Genomic DNA, 18408 nt, shown 5'->3' with positions numbered 1-18408 from the left:
TGACGCCATGAGCAGTTTCGCCCCCACTGGTAACGCCAGCGCCCGTACTGCCGAACCCATCCAGAACAATGGCTTTTGGCCGACCATCCAGCCGGCCAAGTTCCGCGACGCGCGCCGTATCGACGGCACCGTCACCCCGCCGCGCGTGCAGGATGCCCTGCTCACCGCCATGGCCACCGTCAACCGCGTGCTGCGTCACTGGCAAACCAGCCAGATCGACGCCGGTTATCAGCAGGTGCAGGACGTCCCGACACCCGACTGGCACCCGCCCGGTATTTATCTCGCCCTCTATCGTCGCGCCGTCTATGCCACTGCCCATGCCGCCATCGCCGAGGCGTATCGCGATTATGACGCCACGGCCAGTGCTCGCGACCGGGGCGATCTGCAGGAGTACGCCGGCGAGAGTTACCGCCGCGATGCAGCCTGGGCGATCAGCGAGATCCTCGACCGGCCCCACGTCACCGTGGAGCTGATCTGATGGCTCGCACGGTACGTAGTCTGCAGGGCGATACCCTCGACCGCCTCTGCTATCGCCACCTTGGAACCACCACAGACGTCAGCGACGTCTATGCCCTCAACCCCGGGCTGTGCGATGACGGCCCGATTCTGCCGGCCGGTACCGCCGTGCACCTGCCAACACGCGGCGCGGCAACGGCCACGCCTGTCATCACGACCATCAACCTGTGGGACTGAGTATGTCGAATGATCTTCATATCACCACGGAAGCCATGAAAGTGGCCCCGCCGGCACTGGTGAGCGCTCTGCACTGGGGCGGCATGACCCCCAGTGACTGGGTAGCCATCCTGACGGTGGTCTATATCGTATTGCAGCTCGGCCTGCTGATTCCGCGTTATGTCACCTCCTTCCGAAACTGGCGTCGCCGCCGGGGCGGTGACACATGAAAAAGCCCGGACGCATCGGCGCAGGTGCTCTGGGCGCAGCCCTGGGCGGCGCGCTGTCCCTGTCGATTCAGGTCGTAAGCTACTTCGAAGGCACCTCCCTTGAGACCTACCCCGACCCGGTCGGCATTCCCACGATCTGCACCGGTCATACCGGCCCGACGGTAGCCCTGCACCAGACACGTAGCCCGGAAGAATGCACCGAGTTGCTCAAGGGGGATCTGGGCCAGGCCTTTGATGCCATCAATGCGAGCCTGGCACCGGACATCAACCAGACGCTGCCCCCAACGCGTCGTGCCGCGCTGGCGTCGTTCATCTTCAACGTCGGTGAGGGGGCCTTTCAGCAATCCACCCTGCTCAAACGCCTCAATGCCGGACAAACCCGAGCGGCCTGCGATCAGCTGTCCCGCTGGGTCTATGCCAGTGGGCGCAAGATGTCTGGCCTGGTGAAGCGACGAGAGGCCGAACGGGCACTGTGTCTGATCGGGATCGACTCATGACCCGGCTAATCACCAGTGCACTGGTTTTCAGCCTCGCTCTCGGCGGCTGGGCGCTCTGGCAACGCGGCAATGCCGCCAATGAGCGGGCCGATCGGATCGCTCTCGAGCGCGATAGCGCCGAACAGGAAAACCACCGCCGGCAGGTGGTGATCGATGCCCTCTGGGATAACGCCCGCCGCCTTGAATCCCAGCGTGCCGCGCTCGCAGACCAGCAGACCGAGCTGGCCCGCACCGCCTCCAACCGTCTTGAACAGATCAGAGAGATCCAGCGCGATGATACCGACACGAAAGATTGGGCCGACGCTCGCCTGCCTGACACTGTTATCCGGCTGCGCCAGCGCCCCGCCGTCACCGGCGCCGCCGCTTATCGTCAATCAGTGCGCGACCCCAACACCCTGCACCCTGCCGGCCAGTCACCCGACCAGTAACGGCGAACTGCACCTGCAGCTCGAACGGACCGAGGCCGCCTGGGCAATGTGTGCCGCCGAAGTCGACGCCATCATTGCCTGTCAGGAGACCGTCCAGTGAAAAAGCTCACCGTGTTGCGTCAGTACCTGCTCGACGCCATCCCGCATCTTCAGCGCGATCCCGGCAACCTGCTGACGTTCGTCGAGGACGGCACCATCGAATTCGCCCCCGGCCCGAACCTGTCCCACGGCTACACGTTCACCGCGCAGATCGTGCTGACCGATTTCGCCGACGACATCGACACCGTGATGATCCCGCTGCTGGACTGGCTCGCCGTTTATCAGCCCGATTTAACGCCCGCCGAGGCGTTAAAATTTGAGGCCGAAATTTTGAATAACGAGGCCGTCGATCTCGCCCTGCGCATCCAGCTCACCGAGCGCGTCGTCGCCAAAAAGGACTGCGACACCGGCCATATCAACATCAGCCACCGCATGCCCCGCTTTGATGTCGACACCTGCGGCCCGCGCCGCTGGCAGCTGCTCTCGAAAAGCCACAAGGGCGACAGCGAATATCAGCACCTGAGCGACTACACCGAGCCGGAGGGCGCCAATGGCTGACAACATCGAGCGCCTCGAAGACTGGGCTGCGCCCCTGCTGGCCAAGCTGGACGCGAAAGAGCGCCGCCGGCTTGCGCGCGTGGTGGCCACCGACCTGCGTCGTTCCCAACGCGAGCGTATCAAGGCCCAGAAAAACCCCGACGGAACCCAATATGCCCAGCGCAAGGCGCAAAGCCAGAAAGGTGCGATCCGCCGGAAAGCGATGTTCAGCAAGCTGCGCACCGCCAAATATCTGCGCGTGCGCACCAGCGCCGACGGTGTCGAGGTCGGTTTTTTTGGCCGCGTGGCCAGCATCGCCAAGACCCACCAGTTCGGCCTGCGCGACCGCGTAGCGATCAACGGCCCGCGCGTGCAGTACGAGCAGCGCGAGCTGCTGGGCTTCACCGATCATGACCGCACCGTGCTGCGCGACTCCCTGCTCGACCACCTCAATCACGGGCTGTAACGGCCCGTTTTACAACGCCCGCCGCTCGCATCATTCCCCACACCTGCCGACGATAGCCGCATACCCGTTTACCGCCCGGAGCGTTGATGAATCCCGTCGAACTCGCCCGACTCCTGCAGAACATGATCCGACTCGGCACCATCGCCGAGATCGATCACGGCGACGCCATGGCCGAACCGCCACGCCCGGCGCGTGTCCGCGTCACTACCGGCGACCTGCTGACCGACTGGCTGATGTGGCTGGAAAGCCGCGCCGGTGCCACGCGCACATGGAACCCGCCGACCATCGGCGAGCAGGTCGTGCTGCTGGCCCCCGGCGGTGAGCTGGCCGGGGGCGTGGTGCTGGGCGCCATCAACAGCAACGCCTACCCGGCTTTGAGCGATGATCCGAACCTGACACGATGGGACATGCCTGACGGCGCCGTCATCGAATACGACCACGCGGCAAAACACCTGCGCGCGAGTCTGCCCGGCTCGGCGGCCATTACCGCCCCTGCTGGCGTTACCGTCACCGGCCCGGTCGTGATCAAGGGCACGCTGCACGTTTCTGATGCCATCACTACACCCGTCGATGTCACCGCATCCGGCATCAGCCTGGTCAATCACAAAACCACCGGCGTTCGGTCCGGCTCGGATACCTCGGGGCCACCACAATGAGCGGCATGAATCGCCACACCGGCGCGCCCCTGTCCGGTGACGAGCATATCTGCCAAAGCGTCGGTGACATTCTCACCACGCCCATCGGCTCGCGGGTCATGCGCCGCGAGTACGGCAGCCTGCTGCCGGACCTCATTGACCAGCCGCTGAACGGTGCCACTGCCCTGCGCGCCTACTCGGCCACCGTAGTGGCGCTGATGAAGTGGGAGCCGCGCCTGCGCGTCCAGCAGGTGCAACGCCTCATCGATGCAGATCGCCCCGGCCGTCTGCTATTGACCATCACCGGACGACGGGTAGATACCGGGGAAACCATCGACCTGACCGTCCCGCTGCGAGGTGACACGTGAGCAGCCCGATTGATCTCTCCCAGCTGCCCGCGCCCAATGTCGTCGAGGTCATCGATTTCGAGACCCTGCTTGATGAGCGCAAGGCGCGCTTGATCGCGCTTTACCCGGAGAATGAGCACGCCGACATCTCCGCCCGGCTTGCGCTGGAATCCGAGCCGATCACCAAGCTACTGCAGGAAAATGCCTACCGCGAAGTCGTACTGCGAAGCCGCATTAACGAAGCTGCCCGGGCCACCATGCTCGCGTTTGCCATTGAGGCCGACCTCGATCAGCAGGCGGCGAACGTCAACGTCGAGCGTCTGATGATTGATCCGGGCGATCCCGACGCCGTGCCGCCGGTACCGCCGACCCATGAAAGCGATACCCGGCTGCGCCTGCGTGCGCAGCGGGCGTTCGAAGGGCTGAGTGTGGCCGGCCCAACCGGGGCCTACGTGTTCCACGCGCTAAGCGCAGATGGCCGGGTGGCCGATGCCACTGCCGTCAGCCCCGGCCCCTGCGTGGCCGTCGTCACCGTGCTGTCCCAGCTCGGCACCGGCGAGGCTACTCAGGATCTACTTGATATCGTGCAAGCCGCCCTCTCTGCCGAGGACGTGCGCCCGGTGGGGGACCGGCTCATCGTCCAGTCAGCCACCATCGTCGACTACGCCATCGAGGCCACGCTCTATCTCTACCCCGGCCCCGAGCAGGAGCCCATCCTTGCCGCCTCACGCGCCAGGGCCGCCGCCTATGTCGCCGAGCAGCGCCGGCTCGGGCGCGATATCCGTCTGTCAGCCGTGTATGCCGCATTGCATGTCGAGGGCGTCCAGCGCGTCGAGCTTCAAAGCCCAACGGCTGACGTGGTGCTGGATGACAGCCAGGCATCGCACTGCACCGGCGTCACCCTGACGCTCGGGGGCAATGATGAGTAGGCTACTGCCGGCCAATAGCACAACGCTCGAACGCCTCGCCGCCGAGGCGCTCGCCGATCTTGAACGCGTGCCGGTACCGCTGCGAACCCTTATGAGCCCGGATGATTGCCCGCTGCCCCTGCTGCCCTATCTGGCGTGGGCATTCAGTGTGGATCGCTGGGACACCACATGGGGCGAGATGACCAAACGCGGCGTTGTCCGTGCCGCGTATTACGTCCACTCGCGTAAAGGCACCATCAGCGCCCTGCGGCGCGTCGTTGAGCCGCTCGGCTACCTACTCGAAGTCGAGGAATGGTGGCAGCGCGTGCCCGAGGGCGAACCCGGCACGTTCGCCCTGCGCATCGGCGTGCTGGATACCGGCATCACTGACCAGATGTACACCGAGCTGACCCGGCTGGTATTCGATGCCAAACCACTGACGCGTCACATCATCGGCCTCGACCTGCTCGGTGAGACGCGCGGCCCGCTCTATGTGGGTCTGGCCGCCTACGACGGCGACACCACTACGGTCTACCCCTACGCCCCCGAATTTATCGCCTCGACCGGCGCGCTCTATCACGTGGCCATGGTCGAGGCATTCGATACCACCACCATCTATCCCATGAACATGAGCGAGGCCCCATGAGCCAGTTCTTTACGCTACTGACCAAAACCGGGCAGGGCCTGCTGGCCAATGCCATCGCCTACGGCGAACCCTTGACCATTGCGACCATGGCCATTGGTGACGGCGGCGGCAAGCTGCCCACGCCCGACGCCACCGTCACGCGCCTGGTCAACGAGGTGCGGCGCGGCCCGATCAACCAGACCGCCGTCGATGACGACAACCCGAACTGGACCGTCGTCGAGCAGGTGCTGCCCGCCGACGTCGGCGGCTGGACGATCCGCGAGGTCGGCCTCTATGACACCGACGGCAACCTGATCGCCTACGGCAACTACCCCGAGACCTACAAGCCCCAGCTCTCGGAAGGCTCCAGCCGCACGCAAACCATCCGCTTTGTGATGGAAGTCACCGACACCAGCGCCGTGACGCTCAGGATCGACCCCAGTGTGGTCATGGCCTCGCGCCAGTACGTCGACGAAAGCCTCAAAGCCCACGCGGAAAGCCGCAACCACCCTGCCGCCGACACCAAAAACAGCGGCATGATGCGCTTTGCCACGCTGACCGAGTCGAAGAAAGGCGAGGAAACCAAGGCGGCCCAGACGCCTGCCGGCGGCATGGCGCAGCTGGATGATCACCGCAATGAGACAGCCGCACACCAGGCCGAGCAGATCGCGCTGATTGAGGAAATGATCAGTGCAACCGGACTCACGAACGTCAGCGATGTGCTGACACGGTTGCTCGATCTCACCGCCTTGAGCGTTACCAGAAACACCGTCAACACCCCGTACCGTCGAGACGGCGAAGCGAAAAAATGGCAGATCAGGATGGGGCGGGCTCAGATACCTGCCGCTGCCGGTAATAACGGCATCGCCATCGTGTTGCCGGAGGCGTTCGAAACGAGTTTTGATTTTGTCTATGCGATGGATCGGGGCAATGGCGCCAACAGCGTGTCGTGCGAAGTGATCGATCTCGGCAGGTTCAGGGCATATGGCAGATCGGGCAGCGGTGACAACCCGTTTGCCGTCACGGACATAACGTATCTGGCGTTTGGAGGAATGAGCTGATGGATTATCAATACTCAGCATCAACGGGCTGTTTTTATGACGGCGCGCATCCTTCGATACCGGATGACGCGGTTGGCATCACGCGGCAAAAACGCGATGAACTCATCGCCGCTCAGGCCGAAGGATGCCACATCACCGCAGACAAGAATGGGCGACCTGTCGCCATACGGCTCGAATTTACCGCCGGGCAGCAGCGCCAAAACGCGCTCGACTGGCTTGACGCCACCGCCGACCGCGTCCGCGCCTCTGACAGATCCGTCGGCCAGTATCTCGATGCCGAATATCAGCTGGTCGCCCAGGCACTGATCGAGTACCGCAACAACCCCGAGGGCGAGGTGCCCGACGCGATTCAGAGTTACGCCATTGCCGAAGGGCTCACCGTCGAAGACGCCGCCCAGCAGATCGCAGAAGCCGCCGCACGGGCACAGGAGCTGCTGCAGGACGTGCGCCGTATACGGCTTGCGGGTAAAGCTGCAGTGCGTGATGCTGACACCGATGACTTTTTCAATACTGCACAACAGTATGTGGAACAACTTGAAAGGCAGACATAAAAAATCAGAAAACATCGATAACAGGCCTAGACACTAAGCCTGTTACATTTACTTGTCAAAAAAACCCGCTATTTCATCGACCCATTCTATCTGAGCGTACTCTTTTCTATCCAAAAAAGATTTTTTGTACTCTTTTGAAAATAAACCCTTAATCTCATCACTTGCTAAAAATTCTTTTAAACGAGGCTTTTTTTCATAGCTTTCTACATCGTTACACTCAAACATTGCCATTTCTCCAGTAAAATCTGTATACGTAACGTCAGGATTGAACTGATAGCAACTTAGAATAGCTTCGAATTCGGCATCTGATTTTGACAAATTTGTTAAGGCTTCCCATGCAACCGAAGCTTCTAAAACGTCTTCTATCTCTGTATTAACAGAAAAATGACTAGCCACACTAATCGTAGTGACCTTATTGTTTTCCCTATTAAAACCCCAACGCTTAAAGCCAAGCTTAGAATTGAATTTCCCGGCATTATAGCCGTCAACGATAACTGTTGATTTGGCATCCGTGTCTATCAGACACAAAACCTTGCCCAATATTCTTTTAGATTCATCATTATCACTGAAGGGCACAGCCAGAAACTCAAAAAGCTTTCTAACATTTCCACAGCCATTAAATGGCAAAATATGTAACCTCTGAATACGGTCACTTAAATACAAACTCAAATAACTTGCATCCTCAGCCCCTTCGCAAATTATCCAGTTCTCTTCTTGGCTTTTGAGTATCGACAACATAGAGCTCATTAAATCGAAATAGCTTTTCATTTCAAAAGAGTTAGGAAAGCTTCTCCTACTATCGAAAAACGACTCCATGCTGTAATCTTTAACTGCCGGAATCAAACTTTTCTCTTCTATATAATGAAGTCGCCCTTTAGAAGGACGAAGTAAAAGCCCATACCAATGCGTAGTCAAAAATATTTGATTGCTATACTTTTCTGCAATACCTACCAGACGATTGAATTGTCTGAACCTTTGAGCTGCTTCCAGTGAGCTTTCAGGTTCATCGATAGCCAATACTACTTTCTTTGATTTCTTTGCGTTCGAGGATAACAGAGTTGTAGCAACGTCTATTAAAGCCAGCCTTTGTTGACCAGAACTTAAACTATCTATGTTTTTCCCATCTTTTGTTAGTGGGCGTATGCTAAAATATTCTGAAAGAACAACTTTAACTATATCATTTGGCTTTATCGTCTTCTTGTGTGCCTTAGGCTCAAACTTGTAACCATCAGACAGCTTATTATTAATATCATCCACATAGCTACCAAGCTTCCCATTAATAAGATCAGTAATACTTGATCTTTTGTTATCGTTATCTTTTACATGCTCACGCTTACAAAAGAGATCTCTTATCTCATCTACAATGCTTCTATCCATAAGGCTTTGCATTTCGTTAGCCTGCATAGATAAAACATCATCAATTCTAGACTCCACCGGTATATATATGTAACTATAATTGGACACTATCCTTTTGAAGAGATTAAATATATATTCCTTAGAAACCCCATGCCTCTTTGTGTTATTGAAAACCGTTTTATCGAATGTTGACGTTAATATCACACCCCCTTCGTAATTTTTGCCGATAGCAACAAGATAGTATTTATCAATATCTATCTTGCTTTTCAGGTCATCCCTCCACTCAACAAAAAGTTCAGTTGAATCAGACTGATTGACTTTTGACATATCGTAGTTCCAAAAAAAACTGGATATCGCTTCAATCTGATCATCTTGCTTTATACTGTCTTTTTCTATTAAAAAAACCGGACAAATATGAGCCCTGTCTTTCTTTTGACCTAAAGTAGTTTCCCAATCCTTAGGGTTTATATTGTTCATTATACAATCTAACGAACTTAAAACAGTTGATTTTCCGACACCATTATCTCCGATAAATATATTTATATTATCCCCAATATCCTTAGTGAAAGGTAAAAAATGAAGATTCCCATAACATTTGATATTTCGTAAAAACAAACCTGCAATCATCGACTCTCCCCCTCCAAAGACTGAGTTTTCAATAAAAATCGGCATTCTCTCTTTTTTCTTTAGGTAAATCAGAAGCGGCCGAAACTAACGTATATATTTGTCAAAGCTGCTTTTACAACGCCCGGCGCTCGCCCTGCTCCGCATCACCACACACCATGTCACCACATCACTGGATCACCCTGCCCGCTCACCTGATCAGGTACCGACATGGCACTCGACCAATACCACCACGGCGTGCGCGTCGCCGAAGTCAACGACGGCACCCGCGTTATCCGCACGGTCTCGACCGCCGTCATCGGCATTGTCTGCACTGGCGCCGATGCTGACGCCGAAGCGTTCCCGCTCAACCGCGCCACGCTCATCACCAACGTCTCGACCGCGATCGGCAAGGCTGGCACCACTGGCACCCTGCGCCGCACGCTAACGGCGATTCAGTCCCAGACCAAACCGATCATCGTGGCCGTCCGTGTCGAAGAAGGCGCCGACGCTGACGAAACCACGGCCAACGCCATCGGCACCGTCGACGAGAACGGTCGCCGCACCGGCGCGCAGGCGCTGCTCTCGGCCAGTGCCTCGCTGGGCGTGACGCCGCGCATCCTCGGTGCACCGGGGCTGGACAATCAATCAGCCACCACGGCACTGGTCAGCATCGCGCAGGATCTGCGCGCGTTCGTCTACAGCTACGCCCACGACTGCACCACCATCTCGGACGTCACCGCCTACCGCGACCAGTTCGGCGCCCGCGAGCTGATGATCATCTGGCCCGAGTTCGAGGCGTTCGACGTGGCCGCCGCCGAAACCGCGACCATCAGCGCCGTGGCCTCCGCCCTCGGCCTACGCGCGAAAATCGATCAGGAGGTCGGCTGGCACAAGACGCTGTCGAACGTCGCCGTCAACGGCGTGACCGGCATCAGCGCCGACGTGTTCTGGTCGCTGCAGAATCCGAACACCGACGCCGGCATTTTGAACGCCGCCGACGTCACCACCCTGATTCAGCGCGACGGGTTCCGCTTCTGGGGCTCACGAACCTGCGCCGGGCCGACCAGCCTCTTTGCGTTCGAGAACTACACCCGCACCGCGCAGATCCTCGCCGACTCCATCGCCGAAGCGCATATGTGGGCCGTCGACAAGCCCCTGCACCCCAGCCTCGCCCGCGACATCATCGAAGGCATCAATGCCAAGTTCTCCGAACTCAAGGCGCTGGGCCTGATCGTCGACGGCACTGCCTGGCTGAATGAAGACCTCAACGACGAGACCTCGCTAAAAGCCGGCAAGCTGCGCATCGATTACGACTACACCCCGGTGCCCCCGCTGGAAGACCTCGGCTTCCAGCAGCGCATCACCGACACCTATCTGGCCGATTTCGCCGACCGCGTGAACGCCGGTTGAACAGGAGATAAACCATGGCACTACCCAAAAAGCTCAAGGGCCTGAACCTGTTCGGCAATGGCAACAGCTATCAGGGGCAGGTTCAGTCCGTCACGTTGCCCACCCTCACCCGCAAGATCGAGGAATGGCGCGGCGGCGGCATGGACGGCACCGTCGGCATCGACATGGGACAGGACGGTCTCATGACGTGTCAGTGGACCGTCGGCGGCCTGATCGAGTCGATCTTTGATAATTACGGCAGCGCCCGCCTCGACGCCGACCTGCTGCGCATGACCGGCAGCTACGAGCGCGACGACGTCGATGAGGTGGTCGCGGTTGAGGTCGTCATGCGTGGCCGGCACACCGAGATCGACATGGGCGACGCCCAATCCGGTGAGAACACCGAGCACCAGATCACCACGACGCTCAGTTATTACAAGCTCGTCATCGACGGGCGCACCGTCATCGAAAACGACATCCCCAACGGCGTATTCAAGGTCAACGGCACCGACCGGCTGGCCCAGCGCCGCCGTGCCCTCGGCATCTGATCAAGCAACCATCAATCATCGATAAAAGAGATCCTTCATGACCAAGGCACAAGTCACCCAGGCCGTCAGCGACGCCATCGAACTGGACACCCCCGTCGTTCGCAGCGGCGAGACCATCAACAGCCTCACCCTGCGCAAGCCCACTGCCGGCGAACTGCGCGGCGTCAATCTCTCCGACGTGCTGCAGCTGCAGACCGACGCGCTGATCAAGCTGATCCCGCGCCTGTCGAATCCGTCTTTGACCGAGCACGAGGTGCGCAACATGGACCCGGCGGATCTAGTCCAGTGCGGCGGAGAGATCGCCGGTTTTTTGCTGACGAAGCGGGCGAAGGGCGAGGCCGCATAAACCTCCCTGCCTCCGTCGAGGATGCGATGGCCGATCTGGCCATCGTGTTCCACTGGACCCCCGCCGACTGCGCGGATTTTTCAATCCGTGAACTGATGGACTGGCGCGAGCGCGCCCGCAAACGATCAGCCCCCGAAGATGCTCATGGGGCACATGGAAAGGGTAAAAAACGATGATGCGACGTCGTTGGCTGACAAGTAAGGAAAGCGCCCAGCTCGACATCCTGCGCGCGTCTCCCCCGCAGGTATTTCTTTCCCCCGGCATGACACCGTCTGAATCCGCTGAATGGCTGGAGCGCATGGCCAACGCGCTACGCCAGAACTATCGGCTACAGGCCAAGCCAGTTCACCAGCAGGGTGGAAAGCACGCCCGTGCCAAGGGCAAAGAGTAATGGCCAGACGCCCTTGGTCAGTACTTTCTGCAAGCCCCTGCCGAGCCAACGGCAAAAGCGCCTCAATGGCGGGGCCTGTCGATAAACACCCGCTACCATCGGGCTTTTGTATTCACAGAAATACTCATCCCAATGCTGTTGCTTCAGGCGTTGCAGCCACCGCGCTAAAGCGCCCCACAGCTTTCTCATTGCCGCGTCTCATGTCGAAAAAAAGAACCGGCCAATATATCAGCGCCTTCGTGGCCCCCATCACTGAAAAAAGTGGAGTGTGACGCATGGCGCGCGATCTCAAGCTGCAGGTGCTGCTAAACGCCGTTGATAAAGCCACCGGCCCCCTGAAAAAAATCACCCAGGGCAGCGGCAAAACCGCCGAAGCCCTGAAAGCCTCGCGTGACCAGCTAAGATCACTGGAAAAGGCACAGAAGGATCTGCGCGGCTTTCGGGACATGAAGAAGCAGGCCAGTGAGACCAGTGACGCGCTCAAGGAGGAACGCGCCCGCATCAAAGAGCTTTCTACCCAGATTCGACAGGCCGAAGGCGATACGAGCAGCTTCAACAAGGAGCGGGACAAGGCCATCAAAAAGGCCCAGAAACTGGCAAACGAATATGACCAGCAGCGGCGTGAGGCTCATCAACTCAAGGCCACTATTCGCGACACCCACGGCATTACCGGCAAGCTGGCCGGTAGCGAAGAATCGCTGACCAAAAAGATCCGCAAAGCCAATTCGGAAATAGACCAGCAAAAACAGAAGCTCAAAAAGCTGGGCGATGCTCAGCGTAAGGCACAAGCAGCCAGTGACCAGTATCACCGCAGCCTCGGGCGTGCGAATACGATGCGCAGCGCCGGCTTTACCGGGATGGCCACCGGTGGCGCAGCGCTCTATGGCGGTGCGCGTCTGCTTAACCCCGGCATCGAATACGGTCAGGCCGCCTCAAAGGTGCAGGCTCTCACCCGGCTGGAAAAAGATGACCCGCGCTTCCAGGCGCTCAAGCAGCAGTCGCGTGACCTCGGCAGCTCGACCGCGTTCAGCGCCTCGGAAGTCGCGCAGGGTCAGGGCTTTCTGGCCATGGCCGGCTTTGATCCCGAGGCCATTCAGAAAGCCATCCCCGACATGCTCAATATGGCGCTGGCCAATGACATGGATCTGGCCCGCGCGTCTGACATTTCCTCCAACATCCTGTCCGGCTTTGGCCTCGACCCGGACCAGATGGGCCGCGTCGGTGACGTGCTGACAGCCACTACCACGCGCGCGAACGTCGATCTGGAAATGCTTGGCGAGTCGATGAAGTACGTCGCCCCGCAGGCGCGCGCCATGGGCGTCAGCATGGAAGAAGCCGCCGCCATGACGGGGCTGCTCGGTAACGTGGGCATACAGGGCAGTCAGGCCGGCACCACGCTGCGCGCCATGATGACCCGACTGGCCGCCCCGACCGGCGCCGCTGCCGGAGCGCTCAAGGAATTGGGCGTTGAAGCCAGCGACGCCGATGGCAACCTGCGCGCCGTACCCAAGATCCTCGCCGACGTGGCCAAGGCCACCGAGAGCATGGGCAACGCGGATCGCGCCGCCTATCTGAAATCGATTTTCGGTGAGGAGCCCGGCGCCGGCATGGCCGAGCTGATCGGTCAGCAGGGCGCCGCCGGCATCGAAAAGTTCGTTGAAATACTCAAGGGATCGATGGGCGAGGCGGCCAAAGTGGCCGAAACCCGCACCGATAACATCGGCGGGGATCTCAAGGGGCTGCAATCGGCTTGGGAAGAAGTCGGTATCAGCATCACCGACACCAATGAAGAGCCGCTGCGTGATCTGGTGCAGTGGGTGACCAGTATCACCCGCGCCGTCGGTGACTGGATCAAGGCCAATCCCGAACTCGCCAGCACCATCGCCAAGGTTGCCGCTGGCGTTGCCGCGCTGGTCGCTACTGGTGGTGCGCTCACCGTTATGCTGGCTTCACTGCTCGGCCCCATCGTCACGGTACGATATGGGCTTGCCATGCTGGGCATCAAGACCGGCGGGCTTGGGGGCAGGATCTACTCACTCACCAGCAAGATTCTTCCCGCACTGGGATCGGCACTGATGTGGTTGGGTCGCATCTTCCTGACCGTAGGTCGCATGTTCTTGATGAATCCCATCGGGCTGGCAGTCACAGCCATCGCTGGGGCCGCCTATCTGATCTATCGCTACTGGGAGCCGATCAGTGACTTTTTTATCGGGCTATTTCGTCAGATAGATGGCGCTTTCGAAGGCGGGATCGCAGGAGTAGTAAAGCGGCTGATCGATTGGAGCCCCATCGGTCTGGTTCATAAGGCCATTGTTTCCGGCTTATCGGCGATGGGCCTTGAAGTGCCGGCGATGTTCTCATCATTCGGCACCTACATTGTCGATGGTCTCGTCCTCGGTATTCGTAATGGTTGGAGTGAGCTGGGCTCCGCAATCCGAGAGATGGGCGGCAATATTGGCAGTTGGTTCAAGGAGGTGCTGGGCATTCACTCGCCGTCGCGTGTATTTGCAGGTTTCGGCGCCAATATCATTGAAGGCTTGATCGGCGGCCTACAGGAGAAGTGGGCGGCATTAAAAGGCACTGTTACTGGCATCGCCGGCAGTGTCACCGGCTGGTTCAAGGACAAGATGGGCATCCATTCACCGTCTCGCGTGTTCGCCGCCCTTGGTGGCCACACCGTCGACGGCCTGACGCTGGGGCTTGAGCGTCAGCGCGATGATCCCGCGAAAAGCGTCACCGATATCGCCAGCCGTGTACGTGCTGCCGGTGCCGGTCTCGCCCTTGGTGCCATGGCCCTGCCGGCAGCGGCCATGCCCTCGATCTCGGCCTCCGAGCCGATCCGGTTTGATAATCGACCGCCGTTGGCCTCACAGGCAGCAGCGCCCAGCTATCAGGACAACTCGACCAGCCACTACACCATTACGATCAATGCCCCACCCGGGGGCGACGAGCACGCGATCGCGAACGCCGTAAGTCGCGAGCTGGATCGTAGGTCGCGTGAGCAGCAGGCGCGGCGTCGGTCTTCGATGTGGGATCGAGATTGATTACACAGCTTTAAGGATGGCCCAAATAAGGTTTAGGGACATCCAAATCAAGGAGGACAACATCGAAGTCAAAGGCAAAAAAATCAATGTCTGGCCCCAAAAATCATCAGCTATACGTACATCGGCCGGCACAAGCTGCATAGCCGCTGACGACAAGGCCAGTGTGATTGAGAAAAGCGCCGCGCAGGCAACAGAGATATTACTGTCTTTTTTGAACGTCAAAAGAGCCAGCATTCCGACACCCAATGTAATGAATACATCCACTCTCAAGTTTTTAATGCTGCCCAAAAATTCAGCATTACTGGGATCGTAGTAATGGCCCACCCATTCCAATAGAACGGAGATGATCACAAACCCAAATATCCATTGGATGAGGAATCTACCGATCAGATCCGCTTTTACGGACCGAGTTTTCAAAGGAGTATCCATGCTCATGTGCCTTGGTATGTTCGTATTTGAGACAAGTACGGTACCTTATCAGCAACTCCAGCGCCGCACCGAGTGGCGCCATGCCAGCCAGTCCCGTGTCGGCGACCGGCCCGCCTATCAGTTCCTCGGGCCAGGTACGGACACCATCACCCTCTCGGGCACGCTGCTGCCAGCGTTCACCGGCGGGCGAGTGAGTCTTGACCAAATCCGCGATATGGCCGATCAGGGCCGGGCGTGGCCGCTGGTCGAGGGCACCGGGCGCCAGTACGGGCTGTGGGTGATCACCGGCGTCGATGAGACCAGCAGCACGCTCTACCGGGACGGTGCCGCCGCGAAAATCGAGTTCAGCCTCACGCTCGAGCACGTCGATGACGAGCGTACCGATATGATTGGGGACCTGACGATTTACGCCGGCGCGCGACTGGTCGGGGCATTCGTATGAGGGAGCAGCCTACCTACCGCCGGCCCGGCTACCGCATCACCATCGCCGGGCAGGACATCACGCCCCGCATCAACGGCCGGTTGATCAATCTGCGCATTACCAGCCAGCGCGGGCAGGAAGCCGACCAGCTCGATCTGACGCTCACCGATCATGATGGCCAGCTCGAACTGCCGCCCAGGGGTGCCAAGCTCACCGTGGCCATCGGCTGGCAGGATGAGGGGCTCATCGACCGGGGCGTGTTCATCGTCGATGAGATCGAGCACAGCGGTTCGCCGGACCAGCTCACCATTCGCGCCCGCGCCGCCAACATGCGCCACCTGTTACCCGGCAAGCGCAGTCAGAGCTGGCATGACGTCACCCTGGGCGACATCGTCGACACCATCGCCAAGCGACACGAACTATCGCCGGTGATTGGCGATACGCTACGTGGCATCCGCGTCGGCCACATCGATCAGACCGACGAATCAGACCTCAATTTCCTGACGCGTCTGGGCCAGCGTTATGACGCTATCGCCGCCGTCAAATCCGAACGGATGCTGTTTACTCTCGCTGGCGAGGCACTGACAGCCAGCGGGCTCAAACTGCCCGGCGTCACCCTCACCCGCCGCGACGGCGACCAGCACCGTTACAGCCAGACCGACCGCGACAGCTACACCGGAGTGCGCGCGCACTGGAACGACAAGGCAGGCAGCAAGCGCCAGACGGTCATCGCCGGTGAAGGGGATAAATTCAAGGATCTGCGCGCCACCTACGCCAGCGAGGCCGATGCGCTGGAGGCCGCAAAATCAGAATTGCGCCGCATTCAGCGTGGCACGGCAGAATTCGAGCTGACCATGGCCCACGGTCGCGCCGACATCACGCCCGAGACGCCCGTCATCCTGAGCGGCTGGAAGCCCCAGATCGACGGCACCGGCTGGCTGGTGACGGAGGTCGTGGACTCGCTCGATGACTCGGGGTATGGGACGCGCATCAAATGTGAGGTGATGCGCGTTTGAATGAAGGGTTAGTTGAACCCTAAAAGATTGAGAACAACCGCAACCAAAATAGGAGCGATAATCGGACCCCAAAGCCAGCCCTGAAAGCCAACCCAGTTTATTGATCCTTTTTCTGCCTCATAAACCGGTTTTTTATTTAAAGGGGTGACCTCTTCTCCTGCCCGCTGTCCTTTAAGCCTTTCCCTTCTGATTTCTGCATCAATGTCTCTCAGCTCTTTGCTGTCCTTGCTGGCCCCAGCCCATACCAGGGCGGCCACCAGGCCAACGATATAAGCAATCAACGCGTACAGATTCCTTCCTGAGAAGGGGTCATTCAAGTCGATAGGAGCCAAGAGAAAATTGACGTTATTAGTGACATGCAAAAGATTAAAAAGTTGAGCCGCGAAATTGCTAATAGCATTGTTTGCTGCTCCCACGATGCCGTATCCGATACCACCATGTGAGGCATCCCAAATGCCCCAGCTAAAATCGAGCAGGATGCAATAGAGCGCCAAGAGCCCAACCGGTGCGCTAAAAAATCTCCTGACCCAGATGCTTGTAGAAATACTCATGATTTCGCTTCCTTTTTTTGAAGCGGCGAAGACTACCATAAGGTTTATTAAATTTAGTAAATCATAGCCCTACAGACATCAAACTGACCTATAGAGTTACCAGAGTTATAAAATTATTGCGCCTTGGGGTTATCGGGGTTATAGTGCGTATGCACTTACAAAATACAGGGGCAGGAGGTGAAAAGCAGCGATCTGATAGACGAACTGACGCGGGATGGCTGGGAGCTGGTAAGGGTTAAAGGCAGCCATCACCATTTCAGACATCCGGCCAAACCCGGCACTGTCACAGTGCCCCATCCGAAAAAGGATTTGAGCAAGGGTCTGGTAACCGGAATCAGGAAAAGCGCCGGCCTCAAATGAGGCCGGAACCTGCTGCCCCACTACAGGAGAAACCCCATGTTGTTTCCGATTGCGATAGAACGTGGTGACGATGAGCACGCCTATGGCGTCGTAGTACCCGATCTGCCCGGCTGTATTTCGGCAGGCGATACTTTCGAGGAAGCGCTGGCCAACGTGCATGAAGCCATCGAGGGATGGCTTGAAGTGCAGATTGACTACAAGGAGCCGATCCCCCGGGCCACCACCATTGATGCGCATATGGATAACCCGGACTTTGCCGGCTGGGTCTGGGCGGTGGTAGACATCGACATGACGCCCTATCTGGGCAAGAGCCACAAGATCAACGTCACCTTGCCTGATCTCCTGATCAAGCACATTGATGAACGTGTTTCCCGCCAGGCCGAGTACAAGACCCGATCCGGGTTTCTACTTCAGGCCGCCATGCGCGAGCTTGGGCGTGAAAGCGCATAAAAAGGCCCGGCATCTGCCGGGCTTTTTCTTGCCTATCGTTCTATCGGTCAGGCCGCACAACGCCGCACCAAGCTCACCACTACGCCCAGAATCAGCTCTGGCTTGAGCCGCAAGCTGATGCCACCGCCGACCGGACGAAATCGAAACCGGGGGCCAACCCGGAACGTCTCAAATACCTCACGTGTCCCATCCACCATGACAACGGCCAGATCCCCATGGCTGGGGTGACGCGCCTCATCAACGACCAGCACATCACCCTCGATTAACGGACCGCCCACGCCGGCATCGGCGCCGGCCTGCATCAGATAGCAGCTCGGCGGATAACACCGCAGGTCGAGAAATTTAAGGGACGGATCGGGACGGGAATCGATGGGGCCGAGGTACTGCGCGAGCATGGGGTGGTCTACTCCGTGACTGTATATGAATACAGTAAAGATAACCCACGATGTCGGGCAAGTGTTACAACCAATTACAAAAAAGCCGCCCGGTATGGGCGGCTCATTCG

27 protein-coding genes and 1 pseudogene are annotated in these 18408 nt (G+C 58.5%); 24 read left to right on the top strand and 4 right to left on the bottom strand.

Annotated features, from left to right (window positions below):
* The first annotated feature begins 7 nt into the window (after positions 1–7).
* From NAT21_RS11465 to NAT21_RS11405, 14 genes and pseudogenes are all read left to right on the top strand, one after another.
* The gene (locus NAT21_RS11465) at positions 8–478 is read left to right on the top strand and encodes a head completion/stabilization protein (protein ID WP_250938530.1); all 471 of its coding nucleotides are present in this window, start codon (positions 8–10) and stop codon (positions 476–478) included.
* A complete protein-coding gene (locus NAT21_RS11460; protein ID WP_250938528.1) occupies positions 478–693 on the top strand; it encodes a tail protein X in 216 nt (71 codons plus the stop codon). The genes NAT21_RS11465 and NAT21_RS11460 overlap by 1 nt, the downstream gene beginning before the upstream one ends.
* A gap of 2 nt (positions 694–695) precedes the next feature.
* The gene (locus tag NAT21_RS11455) at positions 696–902 is read left to right on the top strand and encodes a phage holin family protein (protein ID WP_250938526.1); all 207 of its coding nucleotides are present in this window, start codon (positions 696–698) and stop codon (positions 900–902) included.
* Positions 899–1399, top strand: coding sequence for a lysozyme (locus NAT21_RS11450; protein WP_250938523.1), 501 nt, complete (start codon positions 899–901; stop codon positions 1397–1399). The genes NAT21_RS11455 and NAT21_RS11450 overlap by 4 nt, the downstream gene beginning before the upstream one ends.
* Positions 1396–1797 (top strand): annotated as a pseudogene (lysB, locus tag NAT21_RS11445) (Rz-like lysis system protein LysB); the annotation flags it as partial. The gene NAT21_RS11450 and the pseudogene lysB, both read left to right, overlap by 4 nt.
* Entirely contained in the window at positions 1691–1927 is a 237-nt protein-coding gene (gene lysC / locus NAT21_RS15595; protein WP_350355177.1) for an Rz1-like lysis system protein LysC, read from the top strand. The pseudogene lysB and the gene lysC, both read left to right, overlap by 107 nt.
* Entirely contained in the window at positions 1924–2424 is a 501-nt protein-coding gene (locus NAT21_RS11440) for a phage tail protein (protein WP_250938520.1), read from the top strand. Before lysC ends, NAT21_RS11440 begins: the two co-directional genes overlap by 4 nt.
* Positions 2417–2869 (top strand): phage virion morphogenesis protein, encoded by a 453-nt coding sequence (locus NAT21_RS11435; protein ID WP_250938518.1) that lies wholly within the window; start codon positions 2417–2419, stop codon positions 2867–2869. Before NAT21_RS11440 ends, NAT21_RS11435 begins: the two co-directional genes overlap by 8 nt.
* 86 nt (positions 2870–2955) lie before the next feature.
* On the top strand, positions 2956–3525 hold the full coding sequence (locus NAT21_RS11430) for a phage baseplate assembly protein V (RefSeq protein WP_250938516.1): 570 nt from the start codon (positions 2956–2958) through the stop codon (positions 3523–3525).
* Between the two features lie 5 nt (positions 3526–3530).
* Complete coding sequence (locus tag NAT21_RS11425) at positions 3531–3872, top strand: GPW/gp25 family protein (protein ID WP_250938514.1); 342 nt, start codon at positions 3531–3533, stop codon at positions 3870–3872.
* Entirely contained in the window at positions 3869–4780 is a 912-nt protein-coding gene (locus NAT21_RS11420; RefSeq protein ID WP_250938513.1) for a baseplate J/gp47 family protein, read from the top strand. Before NAT21_RS11425 ends, NAT21_RS11420 begins: the two co-directional genes overlap by 4 nt.
* Entirely contained in the window at positions 4773–5405 is a 633-nt protein-coding gene (locus tag NAT21_RS11415; RefSeq protein WP_250938512.1) for a phage tail protein I, read from the top strand. Before NAT21_RS11420 ends, NAT21_RS11415 begins: the two co-directional genes overlap by 8 nt.
* Complete coding sequence (locus NAT21_RS11410) at positions 5402–6445, top strand: phage tail protein (protein WP_250938511.1); 1044 nt, start codon at positions 5402–5404, stop codon at positions 6443–6445. The genes NAT21_RS11415 and NAT21_RS11410 overlap by 4 nt, the downstream gene beginning before the upstream one ends.
* Positions 6445–6996, top strand: coding sequence for a hypothetical protein (locus NAT21_RS11405; protein ID WP_250938510.1), 552 nt, complete (start codon positions 6445–6447; stop codon positions 6994–6996). The genes NAT21_RS11410 and NAT21_RS11405 overlap by 1 nt, the downstream gene beginning before the upstream one ends.
* A 48-nt stretch (positions 6997–7044) precedes the next feature.
* Here the strand turns inward: NAT21_RS11405 and NAT21_RS11400 are convergent, their stop codons facing one another.
* Positions 7045–9024 (bottom strand): AAA family ATPase, encoded by a 1980-nt coding sequence (locus NAT21_RS11400; protein WP_250938509.1) that lies wholly within the window; start codon positions 9022–9024, stop codon positions 7045–7047.
* Positions 9025–9186: 162 nt separating this feature from the next.
* Between NAT21_RS11400 and NAT21_RS11395 the strand changes: the two genes are divergently transcribed.
* The 6 genes from NAT21_RS11395 (at position 9187) to NAT21_RS11370 (ending at position 14676) form a co-directional block, all read left to right on the top strand.
* The gene (locus NAT21_RS11395) at positions 9187–10368 is read left to right on the top strand and encodes a phage tail sheath protein (protein ID WP_250938508.1); all 1182 of its coding nucleotides are present in this window, start codon (positions 9187–9189) and stop codon (positions 10366–10368) included.
* Positions 10369–10382: 14 nt separating this feature from the next.
* Positions 10383–10895 (top strand): phage major tail tube protein, encoded by a 513-nt coding sequence (locus NAT21_RS11390; protein ID WP_250938507.1) that lies wholly within the window; start codon positions 10383–10385, stop codon positions 10893–10895.
* Between the two features lie 37 nt (positions 10896–10932).
* The gene (locus tag NAT21_RS11385; RefSeq protein WP_250938506.1) at positions 10933–11241 is read left to right on the top strand and encodes a phage tail assembly protein; all 309 of its coding nucleotides are present in this window, start codon (positions 10933–10935) and stop codon (positions 11239–11241) included.
* 26 nt (positions 11242–11267) lie between these two features.
* Positions 11268–11417, top strand: a complete 150-nt coding sequence (locus tag NAT21_RS11380; RefSeq protein ID WP_250938505.1) for a GpE family phage tail protein — start codon at positions 11268–11270, stop codon at positions 11415–11417.
* Positions 11414–11632 (top strand): hypothetical protein, encoded by a 219-nt coding sequence (locus tag NAT21_RS11375; RefSeq protein ID WP_250938504.1) that lies wholly within the window; start codon positions 11414–11416, stop codon positions 11630–11632. The genes NAT21_RS11380 and NAT21_RS11375 overlap by 4 nt, the downstream gene beginning before the upstream one ends.
* 275 nt (positions 11633–11907) lie before the next feature.
* Positions 11908–14676: a phage tail tape measure protein gene (locus NAT21_RS11370; protein WP_250938503.1), complete on the top strand. Its 2769-nt coding sequence runs from the start codon at positions 11908–11910 to the stop codon at positions 14674–14676.
* Here the strand turns inward: NAT21_RS11370 and NAT21_RS11365 are convergent, their stop codons facing one another.
* Positions 14677–15105: a hypothetical protein gene (locus NAT21_RS11365; RefSeq protein WP_250938502.1), complete on the bottom strand. Its 429-nt coding sequence runs from the start codon at positions 15103–15105 to the stop codon at positions 14677–14679.
* On the opposite strand from NAT21_RS11365, the gene NAT21_RS11360 reads away from it, so the two are divergent.
* Together NAT21_RS11360 and NAT21_RS11355 are read left to right on the top strand one after the other, a co-directional pair.
* On the top strand, positions 15104–15547 hold the full coding sequence (locus NAT21_RS11360; protein ID WP_250938501.1) for a phage tail protein: 444 nt from the start codon (positions 15104–15106) through the stop codon (positions 15545–15547). The two genes, NAT21_RS11365 and NAT21_RS11360, sit on opposite strands and share 2 nt — an antisense overlap.
* Positions 15544–16542, top strand: a complete 999-nt coding sequence (locus NAT21_RS11355) for a phage late control D family protein (RefSeq protein ID WP_250938500.1) — start codon at positions 15544–15546, stop codon at positions 16540–16542. Before NAT21_RS11360 ends, NAT21_RS11355 begins: the two co-directional genes overlap by 4 nt.
* Before the next feature lie 8 nt (positions 16543–16550).
* Here the strand turns inward: NAT21_RS11355 and NAT21_RS11350 are convergent, their stop codons facing one another.
* Positions 16551–17093 carry a hypothetical protein gene (locus tag NAT21_RS11350; protein ID WP_250938499.1) on the bottom strand — a complete coding sequence of 181 codons (543 nt, stop codon included), beginning with the start codon at positions 17091–17093 and terminating at the stop codon, positions 16551–16553.
* A gap of 177 nt (positions 17094–17270) precedes the next feature.
* On the opposite strand from NAT21_RS11350, the gene NAT21_RS11345 reads away from it, so the two are divergent.
* Together NAT21_RS11345 and NAT21_RS11340 are read left to right on the top strand one after the other, a co-directional pair.
* Positions 17271–17453, top strand: a complete 183-nt coding sequence (locus NAT21_RS11345) for a type II toxin-antitoxin system HicA family toxin (RefSeq protein WP_250938497.1) — start codon at positions 17271–17273, stop codon at positions 17451–17453.
* A gap of 36 nt (positions 17454–17489) precedes the next feature.
* The gene (locus tag NAT21_RS11340; protein WP_250938494.1) at positions 17490–17903 is read left to right on the top strand and encodes a type II toxin-antitoxin system HicB family antitoxin; all 414 of its coding nucleotides are present in this window, start codon (positions 17490–17492) and stop codon (positions 17901–17903) included.
* A gap of 47 nt (positions 17904–17950) precedes the next feature.
* Here the strand turns inward: NAT21_RS11340 and NAT21_RS11335 are convergent, their stop codons facing one another.
* On the bottom strand, positions 17951–18298 hold the full coding sequence (locus NAT21_RS11335) for a LexA family protein (protein ID WP_250938492.1): 348 nt from the start codon (positions 18296–18298) through the stop codon (positions 17951–17953).
* Positions 18299–18408 lie beyond the last annotated feature (110 nt).

This window comes from Larsenimonas rhizosphaerae (assembly GCF_023700005.1).
GTDB lineage: Bacteria > Pseudomonadota > Gammaproteobacteria > Pseudomonadales > Halomonadaceae > Larsenimonas > Larsenimonas rhizosphaerae.
The sequence above is the reverse complement of the archived record's forward strand: the minus strand, read 5'-3'. Positions and strand labels throughout refer to the sequence as shown.